13 protein-coding genes are annotated in these 18635 nt (G+C 47.2%); 1 reads left to right on the top strand and 12 read right to left on the bottom strand.

The window, feature by feature from the left end; genetic code table 11:
* Positions 1-431: 431 nt before the first annotated feature.
* The 7 genes from dusA to yegQ form a co-directional block, all read right to left on the bottom strand.
* Entirely contained in the window at positions 432-1469 is a 1038-nt protein-coding gene (gene dusA / locus ACO0KV_RS05725) for a tRNA dihydrouridine(20/20a) synthase DusA (RefSeq protein WP_423040787.1), read from the bottom strand.
* A gap of 320 nt (positions 1470-1789) precedes the next feature.
* Positions 1790-5872, bottom strand: a complete 4083-nt coding sequence (locus ACO0KV_RS05720; protein ID WP_423040785.1) for a DEAD/DEAH box helicase — start codon at positions 5870-5872, stop codon at positions 1790-1792.
* An 82-nt stretch (positions 5873-5954) separates the two neighbouring features.
* Positions 5955-6275: a hypothetical protein gene (locus ACO0KV_RS05715; protein WP_423040783.1), complete on the bottom strand. Its 321-nt coding sequence runs from the start codon at positions 6273-6275 to the stop codon at positions 5955-5957.
* A gap of 133 nt (positions 6276-6408) precedes the next feature.
* The gene (locus tag ACO0KV_RS05710; protein WP_423040781.1) at positions 6409-6738 is read right to left on the bottom strand and encodes a DMT family transporter; all 330 of its coding nucleotides are present in this window, start codon (positions 6736-6738) and stop codon (positions 6409-6411) included.
* A gap of 111 nt (positions 6739-6849) precedes the next feature.
* Positions 6850-7284: an EamA family transporter gene (locus tag ACO0KV_RS05705; protein WP_423040779.1), complete on the bottom strand. Its 435-nt coding sequence runs from the start codon at positions 7282-7284 to the stop codon at positions 6850-6852.
* A gap of 240 nt (positions 7285-7524) precedes the next feature.
* Positions 7525-7794 (bottom strand): DUF1294 domain-containing protein, encoded by a 270-nt coding sequence (locus ACO0KV_RS05700; RefSeq protein WP_423040777.1) that lies wholly within the window; start codon positions 7792-7794, stop codon positions 7525-7527.
* A 182-nt stretch (positions 7795-7976) separates the two neighbouring features.
* Positions 7977-9341, bottom strand: a complete 1365-nt coding sequence (gene yegQ / locus ACO0KV_RS05695; RefSeq protein WP_423040910.1) for a tRNA 5-hydroxyuridine modification protein YegQ — start codon at positions 9339-9341, stop codon at positions 7977-7979.
* Between the two features lie 351 nt (positions 9342-9692).
* Between yegQ and ACO0KV_RS05690 the strand changes: the two genes are divergently transcribed.
* Entirely contained in the window at positions 9693-10916 is a 1224-nt protein-coding gene (locus tag ACO0KV_RS05690; protein ID WP_423040775.1) for a GRAS family protein, read from the top strand.
* 13 nt (positions 10917-10929) lie between these two features.
* Here the strand turns inward: ACO0KV_RS05690 and ACO0KV_RS05685 are convergent, their stop codons facing one another.
* From ACO0KV_RS05685 to infB, 5 genes are all read right to left on the bottom strand, one after another.
* The gene (locus tag ACO0KV_RS05685) at positions 10930-11802 is read right to left on the bottom strand and encodes a DMT family transporter (RefSeq protein ID WP_423040773.1); all 873 of its coding nucleotides are present in this window, start codon (positions 11800-11802) and stop codon (positions 10930-10932) included.
* Between the two features lie 155 nt (positions 11803-11957).
* Positions 11958-13793 (bottom strand): translational GTPase TypA, encoded by a 1836-nt coding sequence (typA, locus tag ACO0KV_RS05680; RefSeq protein WP_423040771.1) that lies wholly within the window; start codon positions 13791-13793, stop codon positions 11958-11960.
* A 483-nt stretch (positions 13794-14276) separates the two neighbouring features.
* The gene (gene truB, locus ACO0KV_RS05675) at positions 14277-15212 is read right to left on the bottom strand and encodes a tRNA pseudouridine(55) synthase TruB (protein ID WP_423040769.1); all 936 of its coding nucleotides are present in this window, start codon (positions 15210-15212) and stop codon (positions 14277-14279) included.
* A gap of 37 nt (positions 15213-15249) precedes the next feature.
* A complete protein-coding gene (gene rbfA / locus ACO0KV_RS05670; RefSeq protein WP_423040767.1) occupies positions 15250-15687 on the bottom strand; it encodes a 30S ribosome-binding factor RbfA in 438 nt (145 codons plus the stop codon).
* A 68-nt stretch (positions 15688-15755) separates the two neighbouring features.
* The gene (infB, locus tag ACO0KV_RS05665; RefSeq protein WP_423040765.1) at positions 15756-18617 is read right to left on the bottom strand and encodes a translation initiation factor IF-2; all 2862 of its coding nucleotides are present in this window, start codon (positions 18615-18617) and stop codon (positions 15756-15758) included.
* Between the last annotated feature and the right edge of the window lie 18 nt (positions 18618-18635).

Below are 18635 nucleotides of genomic sequence, written 5' to 3'. Positions count from 1 at the left end.
TAATAGATATTTGCTGTAAGCAAAAATAAGCGATATTGGATAGCAAGATACTAAACCAATCACATCTTCTGCACGTAACGAAGCGAACAAAAACAAGTCGCAACGTAGGCTTTGGACGATACATCCTCCCGATGCAAAGAAAAAAACCCGCACTATCAGATAGTGTGGGTTTAAACTCACCATTCAGTGAGGAGAGGAGTGTGCAGTGAAGCGGAAAGAACTATACCTGCTGACACCACACCAACGGACGGTATTTACATTTTTTTACTCAAGAAACTAACCTGTCACAAGTAGTCATTCAAACTTACATTTCACCACTGATTCAACCACCCAAAGTCACTGTCTGCGGAAACCATTCCTTTTTAATTTTCTCAAGCATTTGAATTAAATTATTGAAAAAATCAGATTCTTCTGTCGCCTTAAAAACATCGTCATACTGATACTTCTTGCGCACTTCTGTCGTAAGCAGTGATGGTTTGCATACGCTCAAATGCTTCAAGTAAAATCGCTGGATCACCGAGCGCCAGTTTTTTACTATCAGAGAGTGTCTGCCGAAAAGCCCGCGCACCGATCACCCCCATCATCAGGCCCAACATGTGACGTATAACGCTGTTGATACGCAAGCCTTTACCACCGTTGCCGTAAAGCGCTAACTGACGGTGGATATACGGAATCATGGCATGCAAAATTTCTTCGCGTGTTTTGACAAGACGATCATCACCATAAAAGCGGGCGTCAAACGTCGCCATAAAATACGGATTATGGTAGGCCTCGCGCCCGATCATCACGCCATCGACATGTTCTAAATGGAGCGCCATTTCATCCGCCGTTTTAATGCCACCGTTCAGAATAATTTCTAATTCTGGAAATTCTTTTTTCAGACGATAGGCATAGTCATACTTCAATGGCGGAATCTCACGGTTTTCTCGTGGACTCAAGCCCTTAAGAATCGCATTGCGGGCATGAACAATAAACGTCTTACTACCTGCCTCAGCAACCTGTCCAACAAAATCGCGCATGAACTCATAGGAATCAACATCATTGATACCAATACGGTGTTTCACCGTCACATCAATACTGACAGCATCCTTCATCGCCTTGACACAATCGGCAACCAATTGCGGCTCAGCCATCAAACAGGCACCAAACGCGCCTTTCTGAACCCGCTCAGACGGACAGCCACAATTCAGATTAATTTCATCATAGCCCCACTGCTCTCCCAGTTTGGCACATTGCGCCAGATCAGCAGGTTCGCTACCGCCCAATTGCAAAGCAACCGGATGCTCTCCAGGATTAAATTCCAGATGGCGTTGAACATCGCCATGCAACAATGAACCCGTCGTCACCATCTCGGTATACAACCAAGTATGGCGAGTAATATGACGGTGGAATTCGCGACAATGGCGATCTGACCAATCGAGCATGGGAGCCACTGAGACGCGGCGCGGGGGTAAAGCAGAAGTAGTCACAATAGAAACAACGATAATTCAATAATGCGCTATTGTACCCTGTGTGCTCTTTACGGAAAAATTCTAACGTGAAGCACCTTATTGACTACATCGAATAGCATAGCTTTTAAGACAACGCCATCCGCGCGCTCATGGCGCTTTTCCAGATCCACACCCTAACTCAGCTCATTCAACAAAATAATCGACGGATGCATCGCGCAGCGTGCGCAGGATTGTTCTCCAATGCCACTTCACCGATCAAACTTAGGTATTCTCATGGAGAACAGCGACATCAACCTATATTTTAATTCACTGATATCACTGTTTTTCCTCACAAATAATTAGACACTCTCTTTTAACAAGCGCAGCAATGCCGAGGTATCCAAACGCGCCGACGCATCACCACCATCAAGCAAACTATCTGCCAGATCGCGTTTTTCGGCATGCAAAGCGATGATTTTTTCCTCTATCGTGTTTTGTGTTACGAGACGGTAAATCGTGACAGGCCTTTGCTGCCCCATCCGGTGTGCACGGTCTGACGCTTGATCTTCAACCGCAGGATTCCACCACGGATCAAGGTGAAGCACGTAATCAGCCGCCGTTAAATTTAAGCCTGTGCCACCTGCTTTGAGACTGATCAGAAAGACATCGCCCTCACCCGCCTGAAACGCATCAACACGCCGCTTACGTTCTGCTGCAGGCGTACTACCATCCAGATATTGATAGTGAATGCCACGCTGCTCCAAACTCGCGCGCACAATCGCTAGGTGATCGACAAACTGACTAAAAACTAAGGCTTTATGACGATTTTCTAAGAGCTCTTCGATAGTATCCTCAACGACAGCGAGCTTACTACCACTGATCGTCGAATTTTTTAAGACCAATTGCGGATGACAACAGAAGCGGCGTAGCTTCGTAATTTCCGCCAAGACTTTTAATGACTGTCCTTCTTCAGCACTCAGCGCAGCAATCTTATCTAACGCTTCCTGACGCAAGGCTTCATACAAATGGCGCTCTTCATCACTGAGCTCGACTTGTAACGTAATTTCTGTCCGCGATGGCAACTCGGTCAGCACCTGCGCTTTGGTCCGGCGCAAAATGAATGGCTGAATCAGCTTCTTGAGATGCTGACGCGCATCTTTATCTCCTCGCTCAATCGGCGTACTAAATCGTTCTGCAAAGCGGTCTTTTGAACCAAGCAAACCAGGATTAACAAAACGGAATAAGTTCCATAACTCACCGAGATGATTCTCAACAGGCGTGCCACTGGCAATCATTTTAAAATCCGCATTCAGCGCCATCGCCGCCTGACTTCGCTTAGTGGCAGAGTTTTTAATCACTTGCGCTTCATCCAGCACGATACTGTGCCAGTGCTGTGCAGCAAAGATATCTGCATCCGACTGCAACATGCCATAACTGGCGATGACGAGATCAAAGGGACCCAGATCTGCTAGCGAGCGATTGCTGTTATACGCACGGACTTTTAAAGTCGGCGCAAAACGCATAGCTTCTGCCTCCCAGTTCATCGCCACCGAAATCGGCGCAACCACGAGCGCCGGCCCGCGTGGTGCCCGATCAAGCAACAGCGCAAGCGTCTGCACGGTTTTACCCAGTCCCATATCATCAGCAAGACAGGCGCCAACGCCCCACTGCGCAAGGCGTGCAAGCCACTGATAACCCGCTAATTGGTAGTCCCGGAGTTCGGCCTTTAGCGTAGAAGGAACCCGCGGCAAAAAGTCGACCAAGGCGTCAAGCTTCTCTACCTGCTCGCGCCATGCGGCATCCGTTTTTAACTCACCCACCTCATCAGCCAAAGCTGCCAATGCGGGCGCGGCGAGAGCATTGACGCGTACGCCATCTTTACCAGTCAGCTCACCAAGCGCGCGCAGTTCGTCTAACCGCTGACGGAAACTCTCTGTTAAAGCAAGATAATCATTATCTCCGAGCTTTAGGAAGCGGCCGCGCGTCGATTCAGCCATTTGCAATAACTCGCGCAACGCCAGAACACGTCCATCATCAAGCGAAATCTCGCCCCCAGCAACAAACCACTCACCTTGCTTCTTAATTGTTAAGCGTAGATTTTGCAATGAACGGCTTCCCTTTATACGGAAACGTTCGCCTTCAGGCCAGATTAATTGCACCCTTGATTCTGACAGTCCTTTCAGCTCACCCAGCAGCTCCAGACATTGTTCTGGATGCTGCAATTGCCATTCCTGACCAGTATCATCAGCGCTAGCAAGTGATGGACAAGCCTGCAACACTTCCTGCAGATGCTGCGCTTCCGTTTTAAGATCACGACTCGCCTGTACAGGAACGCCACCCTGCTCACCGAGAACATTGGCAGCACCTTTTCCGGGCGTAAACCAGCCGCCATCAGCCAGTGGGCGTACTAGCAACTGCAAGCGCAATCCTTCTTGTAATGGCAAGAGATGCGCGTAGAGTATCTGATCAGCGTCGACCGTTTTCAGATGTGCCGCCAGCTCAGGTAAATCAGAATGAATTGCCAGATGTGGTGCAATGGCAGCAATGACATCCACCAGTTGCGCTTTGGCGGTACTCGGCACCGTTAAGCCACGACCTAGAATGCCTGTGATTTGCTTAATTTCCGGACTCGATGTATAGACAGCAAGGCGGGTTGGCGTTTCTTTTTTCCAGATAACGCTGGCATCCGGACTAACGAAGGGATCGAGCTGCAGAGTAATCTGATCGCCACTCTCTTTGAGTTGCAGAGCGATGTCAGCTTTAACGACATCAATTCGTACATCCGGCGCATCATCCCAATACACTGCCGGATGACCAACCATCAACGACAATGCTTTGTCGATATTGAGTTCAAATTCACTGCCACCATAATAACTATCCGAGAACTTACGAATACACCCAGCAATCTGCAAATCCTGCTCAGACAAAAACAACATGCTGTCTTGCTCTTGCGCCAGTCGTCTTAATGCGACCGGACGCCCTTTGCTCCAGACGCCTTTGGCACTCCGTTTTTGTTCACGTGGTTCGGCTTTCAGTTGTTGAAAATGGTATTCCAGCAGCCAGGCAAGCCGTGTGTCATCGCCGGCTTTCGCACTTTTTACTTCAGACATGGGTTTGAGTTGGGTTAAGGCGGTTAAGGCACGCTGCCACGCCTCTTCACGATGTAAAACATCAATCAATGGCCGGCATTTTTTTTGCGCATGCCAGTCTGGCAAAAGACGTGGCTCGTTGAATTGTCTCAGCAATAAAACATCGAGTTCAGCAGCAACCCATTGATAACCCAGACGCATCATTGCTGCCCGCATATCGAGCAGCTTTGGAAGCAATTTAGGATGAGGTGGCGCATCCTGCCAATGTGCAGCTAGCGCCTCAAAGAGCACGTCGACATCATGTGGAATCCGCGAACTAAAATGCGAGACAGGCAATACCACACCGAGTGCCATATGATTAACTAAAGGCTGCAGCACATAATAGCTGTACGCATGTTTTTGTTTGACGCCGTCATCAACTTGCGCTTTAGCGAGCTTCAGACTCGCCGTATCATTTTTTGCTATTAAAGCGACTGTGCTGAACAACCCCAGCAATTCAGGAATAAATACCTTACGCTTACCGGTGACAGCTTTTTGGATTTCAATATAGGTCTGAATGACGCCTACTGCCGCATTCATATGATGCTGCATCACGCCAGAGGCAATCAGAAACTCCGCCTGCGCTTGTGGTGGCAAACGCAACTTAAATTGTTCTAAACGCTCAAAATCGCCGCGCAACAATGCCTGCCAGGCCAAGAGCCCCATCAATTGTGGCCAACTATTGGCCTGCTGCTCGACCTGCTCACACGCATAGTCATAAGCCAGCTGAGAATCGTTTAAATGCCAATTTGCCTTACTGAAAACGTCGGTCAGCACCATGCCCTGATCAATCGGTTTGAGCGCAGTAAATAAATCCACGCCGTCCTGATCATTAAAAAATTCAGCACCCAGCGCCGGCATGTGGTCAGTCGCAACACTGATAAATTTTTCACGCCATAGCAATGTCTCGTCGGTTCGACCAAGCAACAACGAAAAAAACACCTCACGCCGGTAAAAATTGGCATCGTAAGACTTCCAGTGATGGTATTCGCCATGGCGCTTCAGGAGATCACGGAGATAAGTGATCCAGTTTTTCAAACCACCACTTTGATGCAAGTGAAGTAACACTGGCATACGCAAGTCTTCACGCAACACAAGACCGAGGCCAATCTCTTGTCGCAGAATCATACGATGCGTTAATTCTTGACCTACTTCCTTGAGCACTTTGGCTTCATAAGGATTGCCTTTCATATCTGTTTGACCGCTTAATTGCATCAACTCCAGCAGCTTAGTTTGGCTAAAAGGAGCCTGATATAACGCAGCTGCGTACAGCAAAGGGAAGTGATACGGAGACAAATCAGAAAGCAATGGCATAGAACAATCTAAAAAATATCAGTCAAAATAAAATGCATCAGTAAAAGCAGCTTGAACATCGTATCAAGCTCAAGAATAACGTTTAACGTTCGATCAAATAGCGTGCCACATAACCACCTGCCAGACAAACAATCGCACTCACGGTCAAAAAACGATGCAACGCAGCTGAACCTACGGTCGCCTGCATTTTACGTTCGATAAATTCAGGTGTCGGTTTGGCAAACACTATTGGCTTTAAAAATGACTCGATACACCAAAAGACAAACGAAATTCCGATCAGAATTTCACTCAGCGTATTAGTAGAAATTCCTCGCACCAAGCCTGACAATGCCGCCCAGGAAAACAATGTTAGCGTCATGATGCGAGCCAAGGGAAATAATTTTAATTTATCGACGGTTTTCATTATCGCTTCAGAGTTCTAAATACGTCACAACACCCTCCTGTTACTCAACGCAACATGTCTATGCCCGGTGAGTCAGGAATGATTGAGAGCTTGTTGGGGAAAATATGGTGGCAACGGTGTCCTGATCGTCACATTAATGACTAACCGTTTTTGAAAACAAATTGAGTACAATCACGCCAGCCACAATCATTCCCATCCCCAGCATCGCTGGAAGGTCAAGCTCCTGCCCATACAACATCCACGCGACTAAAGAGATCAGCACAACGCCAACACCAGACCAGACCGCATACGCAATACCAACGGGGATACTGCGCAACGTCAGTGATAGGAAATAGAAAGCAGCAGTGTACCCGATTGCCAGAATGACTGTCGGCAATAACCGGGTAAAGCCCACTGACGCTTTTAATGCAGAAGTTGCAATGACTTCACAAATAATTGCCAGACCAAGATAAACCCAATTCATATATTTTTTCCTGAAATACTGCCACATTGCACGTAATGTGATCCAGATATGCAAGCACTCATTATCCCAGAAATGGTCTGATGAAACACGCGAAACACTCAGAACACGATGTTAGCGCTTGAACGCGAGCAACAAGACGCCACCTGCCACCATGGAAATACCGGTCCACTCACGCAAACTAGGACGCTCCCCCAAAAAAGCAAATGCAAATACTGCCACTAGAACAAGGCTTAACTTATCAATCGGCGCCACCTGCGATGCCGGACCCGCTTGTAAAGCGCGAAAGTAGCAAACCCATGAGACACCTGTCGCAATGCCTGACAGAGCTAAAAAAAACCATGTTTTACCAGAAAGTTCTAATGGATTCTGCCACTTTCCTGTCATCACAACAAAACACACTAGCACGATCATAATGATCGCCGTTCTGAGCAAGGTTGCCAGATCCGAATCAACACCACGGATCCCAATTTTTGCAAAAATAGCGGTCATTGCTGCAAAAACTGCTGATAGCAGCGCCCATAGCATCCATTGATTTACGAAAGGCATAGTAGCTCCTGAAGCGCAGCAATTAAAGCGTTAACAGCGATGAACAATAACAACGAAACACAAGAATGACAATCATCCACACGATAGATAAAGTGTCGTGGCGCATGTTGATGCGATGATTGATGGCGTTATACCATTACCAATAGCAATGTGCGACTTTAACACGCCCCTGAGACGACGTTTACTAACGGCATTTACTTGATCAATGGAGCTAAGGGGGAATGAAGATTCGGGGAAAACCTACCTCTGTAGATAGTCACCACTAACGATAAAATGCCAGAGGACGCCCAAAAGTAAGAGAATGCAAAGATGCAAAAAGCCCATCAACCAAAATAAGCGTAAATAACTTAGCTTAACTGACTTGTGGCGCACATAACGATGGGCCAGCATCGCTCCCGGCCAACCACCAACCAGACTAACGAGTAACAAACGGCGCTCTGGAATGCGCCGCAGATGATGTCGGGCGGCGTGCTTATCGGTCAGATAGAGAATGTAAGTAACTGTACTCATTAAGGCATAAAAGCCTACGATGACGCAGCAAGTCAGCAAAAAATCTGACAAAGAAAAATCCCTCGCGCTTAGTTACAAGCAATCTGATATGTCACTGAAATCAGAAGGCGGTGAAGAAAATAGAAAAGTACAGATGAAACCTCTCCTCCGACGTCGCCAGAGGATGAAATTGTTCAACAATCTTAGAGCATTTTAGCAATAAGTGCTTTCTCGTATTTTGCAGCGAGCGGAATTCGCACTTTATGACCAGCGCCACCGATAATATTGATAGATTGGTTATCGGTGTTTTTCATTTCAGACAAGGTGACAATTTCGTTGCCGACTGGGGAAATAATTTCAATTTGGTCGCCAACAGCAAAACGGTTTTTCACTTCAACCTCTGCCCAACCTTCAGCCACGTTAATGACCTGGCCTACGTACTGACTGCGATGCGCTTGCGATACGCCTTCCATATAATTCTGATGGTCTTGTGTATGATGACGTTGATAAAACCCGTCTGTATAGCCACGATTGGCAAGACCATTTAATTCCCCCAACAATTGCGGATCAAATGGACGTCCCGCAACCGCATCATCAATGGCTCGACGATATACTTGCGCTGTACGAGCAACGTAATACAGGGACTTAGTACGCCCTTCGACTTTTAAGGAATCAATTCCAATTTTAGCCAACCGCTCGACGTGTTCAACAGCACGTAAATCCTTAGAATTCATGATGTACGTTCCATGCTCATCCTCCAGAATCGGCATCAACTGCCCTGGCTTGGTCGATTCCTCGATCAGATATGGGCGATCTGCTAGAGGATGTCGGGGCATATCACCCATCGCTGAAAACGACTGATTCGCCTCTTCTAACGCTTTCTGATAATTAAACTCAATCGTCTCAACTGGAATACGCGCCAAGTCACCGGTCTCGTTTTCAGCTGCATTTTCCACTTTGTAATCCCAGCGACAAGAGTTGGTGCAAGTGCCTTGATTCGGATCGCGATGATTAAAATACCCCGACAATAAACAACGCCCCGAATACGCAATACACAAAGCGCCGTGCACAAATACTTCCAATTCCATATCTGGACATTCCTGGCGAATTTCTTCGATTTCATCGAGTGACAATTCACGAGAAAGAATCACGCGAGTCAACCCCATCTTTTTCCAGAATTTAACGTCTGCCCAATTCACGGCATTTGCCTGCACTGATAAATGCACTGGCACCTCTGGCCACTTCTCACGCACCATCATGATTAATCCTGGATCGGCCATAATCAGCGCATCTGGTTTCATGGCAATAACTGGCTCCATATCCCGCAAGTAGGTTTTGAGCTTGGAATTGTGCGGAAAAATATTGCTGGCAACAAAAAACAATTTCCCGCGAGCATGAGCCCCGTCAATACCCTGCTGCAATACATCGAGCGTTGAGAATTCATTGTTACGTGCGCGCAAGCTATAACGCGGTTGACCTGCATAGACCGCATCCGCACCGAAGTCGAACGCAGCATGCATTTTTTCGAGGGAGCCGGCTGGCAAGAGAAGTTCTGGCGCTTTTAACATAATGGAGCAATCGAAAAATAAAATGTTCGCGATCTTAAATCTGGACATTGTTTTTTACAAATTTTTCGGAACAAGATTTAATGTAGCGCAAACTATTTCACCCCAAGCAAACAAGCCCCCCCCCTCTGACGCGGATCAACATAATTCGTTACGGATTTGTTGTTACGAAACCTATGACAAAATGAAACTTTAAGCAACTCTTTGTTACTTTTTGGCTTATGGCAACTATTCCTTCTATAATTTTTCGGCTTAATCCCCAACCATCTAAGCAGATTACTTGAAATGATTGTTCACTGAAACACGGGATTACGCATCGCCTTTAACAACGGAATAATTAAGGAAGAAGGAATTATGCTTACCCACACAACGATTACCAAAGAACATAAAAACAATTTTCTTGTCAATCAGGATGCCAAAAACGTTGCACAATCTCAAACAGAACAATTGAGAAGTGAAATCATCTTAGCCAAAGTACTCGAAAGCGCAAATCTTTTTCATACAGAAAAAAAAGAAGATGCATATCACAAAGCCAGCGAGGTTCTCGCACTCACCGATCCAAGTGGCGCGCCATTGCATAGACTGAGCAGAATTTTAATGAATGGCATTCAACGACGCTGCTATTCACAAGCGGAGTTTTTAGGCAATCTATACAGTGACGAAACGAATCCGATCGCCATGATTAAAGCCTATGATGTACTGGTGAAACATACACCGTTTATTCGCTTTGCCTACAATGCCATCAATCTGGCAATTCTTGCCAAAGCCTCGAACACGAACAGGCTGCACATCATTGATATCGGCATCGGTTTCGGCAACCAATGGTCTGCACTTTTTGCACTCCTTCAGGGAACAAGCTTTTATCCCAAAAAAATTCACATCACCGGCATCGATATTCCCGGCACCGAATCAACATTAAATGAAGTGCGCAACAAATTAATCAATGAAGCAAAAGAGGTAGGAATCGAATTTTCATTCACACCGCTTGTCGGTAAAGCAGAACAAATGTCATTTGCTGACATTGAGCGAGTTCCTGGCGAATTTCTCGTCATCAATGCAGCATTGGCTCTGCACCACACACCGTCCGGTGACGCCATTAAAAACAGTCAGCAGTCGCGCGCTTCGTTACTTCTGCAACTGAGAGGGCTAGAACCGCAATTATTAACCATGGTGGAACCCGACTCCAACCACAATCTCGCTTCCTTTGAAGAGCGTTGCTACGAGGCATTTCAACACTACATGCATATTTTCAATGCATTTGAATACCTGTTCCCACGTCACTTAAAAGAGAGGGCAATTTTAGAAAATGATTTCTTTGGTAGAGAGATTATTAATATCGTGACGGCGAATGGATCGGACCGCGTGGAACGACACGAGCGCAAAGAGATATGGGCCAAACATATGCAAGACGCAGGCTTTGCCTATGTCGAAAACATCTTCGAAAGAACCAGCCGTACCTTACGCAATATTGTACCTACATCTCCCCCATTTCAGATTTTTCAGAGCAATCATGCGCTATGTCTCGGTTTTAATAGCAACCCCTTGCTTGCAGCATCTTGCTGGCGAACCGTTAATTAGGTCGCGAAAAAAATTACGCCTCCTCAGCGAAAATCTCATTACATACCAGTGAGACTAACACTACTGCTCCACCCACCATCGTCGCCTGCGCTGGCACCTCTCCGGCTCCCAGCCAGGCCCAGATCGGGGCGAGCAACACTTCCAACAAAGATAACAGGGCAATTTCTGGCGCGCTCAAACTTGCCGAAGCACGCACCATCAGCATACAAGGAAACCCTAACTGAAAGAATCCCAAGATAGCCAGAATCAGGATGTCATGGAGAGATGCCTGAAAGGGAAATACCATCGGCAACATCACCAGTGCAGAAATCGAACCTCCCATAAACACAGCAGGAATCAAATCGACGGTATGTCCACCTTTTTTCATCGTGATCATATTAACCGAAGAAGCAAGTGGAACACCTAGCCCAATAAGCATCCCCAACATCCCCCGATGATCAATCTCGGATAAGCTACCAACAAACATCCATGCCATTCCTGCGACAGCAGCAACGATTGCCCACCAAGTACGCACAGGGATTTTTTCACGCAGTACCAACCACGCCAGAAACGCAGTAAAAAGAGGCGCAAGGCTCTCCATAATTGACGTGTTAGCGACAGTCGTCATCGTGATGGCAATCATGAAGCAGCTATACATCATTGCCCACATACAGCCGGAAATAAATCCGAGTTTGCCAGACATCTTCAAACGTGCAACAACACCTCGACCATACTGACGAAACATTGCGACGGCAACAAAAACTGCAGCAAAAAAACTACGCCAAAATGTAACCTCAACACCTCGCACTACCTCTAAATGACGAGTGAAAACACCAGCGATACTCCACAAACTAGCGGCACACATCATCAGGATCACAGCATGACGATGACTAATTATTTTTGACATAGCTTTTCCGTCGTGATTTTTTGAGCTGAGTTTTCTGACATCGGTGACCAACAGCAGAAAACAGGCAGGCAAATAAAAAACCCGTTTGGCCTCACCAAAGGTAAGAGCGAAACGGGTTGATCTCCATGCGCCGTAGCGCATGTTAAAGCGAGCTATTATGCTTCGCGGGATGCTTTCTTACGCTCGTGCTCTTTCAAATAACGTTTGCGCAGACGAATACTCTTCGGTGTAATTTCTACCAATTCGTCATCTTCAATGAATTCAACAGCGTATTCCAGAGACATCTGAATTGGTGGTACCAAACGTACCGCTTCATCTGTACCAGAAGAACGAACGTTAGTTAATTGCTTACCTTTGATCGGGTTCACAACCAAGTCATTATCACGGGAATGGATACCGATAATCATGCCTTCATACACTGGGTCGTTATGAACCACGAACATACGGCCACGATCTTGCAGTTTCCAGATAGCGTAAGCAACCGCCGCGCCATCATCCTGAGAAATCAACACGCCGTTACGACGGCCAGCCATTTCACCACGTGTATTATCCACTGGTGCGTATTCATCAAACACGTGACTCATCAAGCCAGTACCGCGTGTCAATGTCATGAATTCGCCTTGGAAGCCAATCAGGCCACGCGCTGGAATACGGTATTCCAGACGAACACGGCCTTTACCATCCGGTTCCATGTTTTGCAGATCACCACGACGACGACCCAACTCTTCCATCACACCGCCTTGGTTCGCTTCTTCAACGTCAACGGTCAAGTTTTCGTATGGCTCATGACGTACACCGTCAACCATTTTGAATACAACGCGTGGACGGGAAACTGCCAATTCGAAACCTTCGCGACGCATGTTTTCGATCAGAATTGTCAGATGCAACTCACCACGACCAGAAACTTCGTATGTGGAGTCATCACCTTCAGCCTGAACAACACGCAATGCCATATTGGATTTTAATTCGCGTTCGAGGCGGTCACGGATTTGACGTGTCGTAACGAATTTACCTTCGCGACCAGCCAATGGGGAGCTGTTAACCATGAAGTTCATGGTCAATGTTGGCTCATCCACTTTCAACATCGGCAAACCTTCTGGCGCATCTGGCGCACAGATCGTTGTACCGATACTGATTTCTTCAATACCATTGATCAATACAATATCACCAGCCAATGCTTCATCAACTTGGACGCGATCCAGACCTTTGAACGTCAATACTTGATTAATACGTGCTCGCGTTGGCTTGTCATCCGGACCATTCATCCATACGACGTCTTGCAAGGCTTTTACACGACCACGCAGGATACGGCCAACACCGATCTTACCAACGTAAGAGGAGTATTCCAGGGAAGTAATTTGCAATTGCAAAGGACCGTCTGGGTCATCTTCACGCGCAGGAACGTGCTTCAGAATCGCATCAAACAGCGGCTCCATTGTACCGTCGCGCACTGTGTCTTCCAGACCTGCGTAGCCTTTGAAGCCAGATGCGTAAATAATAGGAAAATCTAATTGTTCATCGGTTGCGCCGAGTTTGTCGAACAATTCAAATGTCGCGTTAACTGCTTTCTGTGGATCAGCATTTTCACGGTCAATTTTATTTACAACAACGATAGGCTTGAGGCCAAGCGCCAATGCTTTACGTGTCACAAAACGTGTTTGTGGCATTGGGCCTTCTTGCGCATCAACCAGCAACAAAACGCTATCAACCATGGACAATACGCGCTCTACCTCGCCACCGAAGTCGGCATGGCCTGGGGTATCAACGATATTGATGTGTGTGCCTTTGTATTCAACTGCACAGTTTTTAGAAAGAATGGTAATACCGCGTTCTTTTTCAATATCGTTGGAATCCATCACGCGGGAATCAACCTGTTGGTTGTCACGGAAAGTGCCGGATTGACGCAATAATTGATCAACCAAGGTGGTTTTGCCGTGATCGACGTGAGCGATAATGGCGATGTTGCGAATAGCGCGTTTTGTAGTGGACATGATAACGTTCGTTTGGGGTAAATCGGATAGCCTGAGATTATAACATGTTGCAACGCAAAAGCAGAAAACAACGGCGAATTAGCGTCACAGCAAGCTTTTATGACAACGCTTGTACAAACCGGCAACTTGATACTTTTGCAAAAAAATCAGTCCTAGTAAGACTTAGCAACATAGGCCGTACATAAGGCACGTCCGGAAGAATAAAGTATCACCAGGGCAGTTTTGCGTAAGCCCTATTATTTCAAGGAGTTACTACAAAGCGATGACACAACAAATTATTGTCAGTCAGATCATTAAAAATCACCGCCAATCTTCTTGCCATACAAATAAAGCGAGATCAGGTCAGCGGAGTAAAAAGACCACTAGGCATGGCACATGCATCACCCAGTGTAATTAATTTAATTCAAAAAACAACGGCAAAGCGTGACAGCGCCGCATGCGGCATTTATGACGATACCGCTCTGAGCCAGATGACAAGAATAACTACACTTGAGTATTAATCAGACGCTCTGGCGCTAGTATCTGGAATTCTTGTAATTGCGCGGAACCAAGTAATTGTCCGTCAGACTCACGGTACACGCGGACGCGACCAATTTCAGCAGGCAAAACAATACCCTCCTCCTTACCAATCGCGAGACGCTGACCATGCAAAAAGCGCGTCGCCAGGACATCATTGAGGCGCAGAACAGGAAAGCTCGACAACAACGCATCGACTGGATCAAGCAAGGCCAGACGCTCTTCCTCTGACAATTCCTCCAATGACGTTAAGGTGATCGACTTTTCCAACACCAGATGCCCGACCTGAATCCGGCGCAACTCTTTTAAGTGCGCACCACAACCAAGTGCAGCACCAATATCCTCGCCAAGCACACGCACATAGGTACCTTTACTGCATTTGACACGCAACGTCAGGAATGGCGCCTCATAGGCGAGCAGTTCCAACTCATAAATAACGACGTCCCGCGCATCACGCTCGAGCGTCACTCCGGCACGCGCATATTCGTACAACGGCTTACCGTCCCGCTTAAGCGCCGAATACATTGGCGGCACTTGCTGAATCGGTCCAGTAAATTGTTTTAAAACAGTTTCAATCTGCGACACACTGACATCAACGGGTGTTTGCACCAAAACATCACCTTCGGTATCTCCCGTGGTCGTAGTCACACCGAGATGAACCACCGTGACATAAGTCTTATCAGCTTCTAGCAGATCCTGAGAAAACTTTGTTGCCTCGCCAAAACACAGAGGAAGCAATCCAGTCGCAAAGGGATCCAGCGTGCCGGTATGACCCGCTTTTAACGCATTTAAAAAGCGCTTCGCTTTAATCAGTGCATCATTACTGGAAAATCCAACTGGCTTATCCAATAGCAACACACCGTGTACAGGTACACGGGGACGTTTTTTTATCTGGGTAGTCATTAGTCATGCCAATCTTGCGACTGGCCAGAAAACAGTATCAGGCGTCACCGCCGGTGTCGGCACTTTTGTTGGCACTTTTATCAGCGGACCCATCAGCATCATCTTTGGCGCGTGTCGCATTCGCTTCATCGATCAGCTTGGACATCGCAATACCACGAATCGTCGACATATCGTGAATGAAGTGTAATTGCGGCAATGTGTGAATACGCAAGCGCAATCCAAGCTGAGCACGCAAAAAGCCTGCTGCCTTGGTCAGGGCGTCATTCGTTGCTTTGACAGCGACAGGATCATCGACCAATGTTGTAAAGTAAATCTTAGCATGGGCGTAATCCGGCGTTAACTGCACTTCAGTCAACGTAATCATACCAACGCGCGGATCCTTTAATTCGGACCAGATAATCTCTGCGACATCCTTCTGAATCTGATCTGCAACACGCAAACCACGACCAGGAATATTTTTACTATGTTTTGCCATAAATTCTTTTCAACGCCTTCATCATTGCCATAAAGCAGAACCCCGGAACAAGTCCGGGGTTGAAGTGATTAGAGCGTACGTGCTATCTCTTGAACTTCAAATATTTCGAGCGAATCGCCCACTTGGATATCGTTGTAGCCCTTCAGTGACAGGCCGCATTCCATACCGGCTTTCACTTCTTTGGCGTCGTCTTTGTAACGCTTCAGAGAATCCAGTTCACCTGTCCACGTCACCACGTTGTTACGCAGCAAACGAACAGAAGATGTACGCTTGACTGTACCGTCGGTAACCAGACAGCCGGCAATCGCGCCCACTTTACTGACCAAGAATACCTGACGAACTTCGACCATACCAATGATCTGTTCGCGCTTTTCTGGTGCCAACATGCCTGACAGAGCCGCTTTAACTTCATCTACTGCATCGTAAATGATGTTGTAGTAGCGAATATCCACGCCGTTAGACTCAGCCAACTTACGTGCAGATGCATCTGCACGTGTGTTAAAGCCGATAATAACTGCTTTAGAAGCAACCGCCAGGTTGACGTCATTTTCAGAAATACCACCAACCGCTGCGTGAACAACTTGTACGCGGACTTCGCTGTTGGACAGTTTCTGCAAGGATTGAACCAATGCTTCTTGTGAACCCTGAACGTCGGTCTTGACGATAATAGGCAGATTTTTAACTTCGCCTTCACCCATGTTTTCAAACATGTTTTCAAGTTTAGCAGCCTGCTGTTTCGCCAATTTCACGTCACGGAATTTACCTTGACGGAACAGAGCGATTTCACGTGCCTTACGCTCATCAACCATGACCATCACTTCTTCGCCAGCTGCTGGCACTTCAGTCAAACCTTGAATTTCAACTGGAATCGATGGACCAGCCTGGGCAATATTCTGACCGTTCTCATCGAGCATCGCACGAACACGACCATAGGAAGAACCAGCCAGTACAACGTCACCACGCTTCAACGTACCGGACTGAACCAGTATCGTTGCTACAGTACCACGACCTTTATCCAGACGCGCTTCAACAACGAGGCCTTTAGCTGGTGCATCTTTTGGTGCGCGCAATTCCAGAACTTCGGCTTGCAACAAAACGTTTTCCAGCAAGGAGTCAATACCCTGACCAGTTTTTGCAGATACTTGTACGAATGGAGAATCACCACCGTATTCTTCAGGAACGACGCTTTCAGCGATCAATTCTTGCGTAACGCGATCAGCATTACCACCTGGTTTATCGATCTTATTGATCGCAACAACCAGTGGCACGCCAGCGGCTTTCGCATGAGCAATCGCCTCTTTGGTTTGCGGCATCACGCCGTCGTCAGCTGCCACTACCAGAATAACTATATCCGTCGCCTTCGCACCACGCGCACGCATTGCCGTAAAGGCTTCGTGACCTGGTGTATCGAGGAAGGTAATCATACCGCGTGGTGTTTCTACGTGATAGGCACCGATATGCTGTGTAATACCACCAGCTTCGCCAGAGGCCACTTTGGCACGACGAATATAATCGAGTAACGATGTTTTACCGTGATCAACGTGTCCCATAACCGTTACTACCGGTGCACGTGGGAAAGTTTCGTATTCAGCGTGCTCAGCAACGTCAGTCAATGCAGCTTCTGGATCATCGAGTTTTGCGGCAAACGCTTTATGCCCCATCTCTTCGACCAGAATCATGGCAGTTTCCTGATCCAACACCTGATTGATCGTGCACATCTGACCTAACTTCATCAAATGCTTAATCACTTCCGATGCTTTCACTGACATTTTGTGCGCCAACTCAGCGACAGTGAGTGTTTCAGGAACGAATACATCCTTCACGATAGCCTCAACTGGCACCTGGAAGTTGGATTCGCGGTCATCATGATGGTTATTACGACGACCTTTAGGACCGCCCTTCCAACCATCTCGACCACCAGACGTATCGCCGCGGGTTTTCAAACCACCGCTACGCTTTTTAGAGTCATCTGACCATGTGGAAGAGACATTCGCAGACTTGATCGCTTTTTTGTCAGCGGTCGCTGGTTTCTTCTCATCTTTTTTGTCAGTTGATGCAGCAGGCGCAGGCTTCTTATCACCAGCTTTTTTATCAGCAGGTTTATGCAAGGTGCCTTCAGCCACTTTTGGCGCAGCTGGCGCAGGGGCAACAGGTGCCGGTGCTTTTGCTGGCCTACGCGCCGCATTCATCATTTCTTTAATCTGTGCAACTTCATCTGCAACTGCTTTTCTTGCCTTCTCAGTTGCCGCTGCGCGGTCTGCTGCCTCTTTTGCATCTAAGGCGACTTTTTTCTTTGCTTCTTCTGCGTCCAAACGTTTCTTCTCTTCATCTGACTGAGAAGGTTTTACTTCTACAGTTTTTGCTGCAGCAGCGGCTGCTGCAGCTTGTTCCGCTTTCAAGCGCTCTGCTTCGGCTTTGACCGCCTCAGCTTCAGCCGCTTCACGCATTGCTTTTGCCTGGGCTTCTTTTTCAGCTTCCAGTTTAGCAAGGCGCTCTTGTTTTTCGCGTAATTCTGCTTCTTGACGAGCGATCAGCTCTGCCTCACGGCGCGCTTCTTCCTCGTTGACTTCAACTTCTTCTGATTCTGCAACCGATGTACGAGCTGCAGCATCATCAGCAACGACTTCATCACGTTTCACGAAAGTACGTTTCTTACGAACTTCGACCTGAATGGTGCGAGATTTGCCCGTAGCATCGGCCTGTTTGATTTCCGTCGTCTCTTTACGAGTCAGCGTGATTTTCTTTTTTTCATTGTCAACAGCAGATCCATGGGAACGACGCAGGTGTTCCAGCAGTCTATCCTTGTCTTCTTTTGTCAATGAATCTGAGGTCGAATTTTTATCGACTCCTGCTGCACGCAATTGCGTGAGCAACAAATCCGCTGACATTTTCAGCTCGGTGGCAAATTGGGCAACGTTGTTACTCGCCATTCAGTCCTCTTTTTCTAT

The organism is Undibacterium sp. RuRC25W, assembly GCF_049339825.1.
Lineage (GTDB): Bacteria > Pseudomonadota > Gammaproteobacteria > Burkholderiales > Burkholderiaceae_D > Undibacterium.
The sequence above is the reverse complement of the archived record's forward strand: the minus strand, read 5'-3'. Positions and strand labels throughout refer to the sequence as shown.

Excerpts from the sequence above, each read along its gene's own strand:
- ACO0KV_RS05720 (WP_423040785.1), bottom strand. The coding sequence starts at position 5,872 with ATGCCATTGCTTTCTGATTTGTCTCCGTATCACTTCCCTTTGCTGTAC.
- ACO0KV_RS05715 (WP_423040783.1), bottom strand. The coding sequence starts at position 6,275 with ATGAAAACCGTCGATAAATTAAAATTATTTCCCTTGGCTCGCATCATG.
- ACO0KV_RS05710 (WP_423040781.1), bottom strand. The coding sequence starts at position 6,738 with ATGAATTGGGTTTATCTTGGTCTGGCAATTATTTGTGAAGTCATTGCA.
- ACO0KV_RS05705 (WP_423040779.1), bottom strand. The coding sequence starts at position 7,284 with ATGCCTTTCGTAAATCAATGGATGCTATGGGCGCTGCTATCAGCAGTT.
- ACO0KV_RS05700 (WP_423040777.1), bottom strand. The coding sequence starts at position 7,794 with ATGAGTACAGTTACTTACATTCTCTATCTGACCGATAAGCACGCCGCC.
- yegQ (WP_423040910.1), bottom strand. The coding sequence starts at position 9,341 with ATGTTAAAAGCGCCAGAACTTCTCTTGCCAGCCGGCTCCCTCGAAAAA.
- ACO0KV_RS05690 (WP_423040775.1), top strand. The coding sequence starts at position 9,693 with ATGCTTACCCACACAACGATTACCAAAGAACATAAAAACAATTTTCTT.
- ACO0KV_RS05685 (WP_423040773.1), bottom strand. The coding sequence starts at position 11,802 with ATGTCAAAAATAATTAGTCATCGTCATGCTGTGATCCTGATGATGTGT.
- typA (WP_423040771.1), bottom strand. The coding sequence starts at position 13,793 with ATGTCCACTACAAAACGCGCTATTCGCAACATCGCCATTATCGCTCAC.
- truB (WP_423040769.1), bottom strand. The coding sequence starts at position 15,212 with ATGACTACCCAGATAAAAAAACGTCCCCGTGTACCTGTACACGGTGTG.
- rbfA (WP_423040767.1), bottom strand. The coding sequence starts at position 15,687 with ATGGCAAAACATAGTAAAAATATTCCTGGTCGTGGTTTGCGTGTTGCA.
- infB (WP_423040765.1), bottom strand. The coding sequence starts at position 18,617 with ATGGCGAGTAACAACGTTGCCCAATTTGCCACCGAGCTGAAAATGTCA.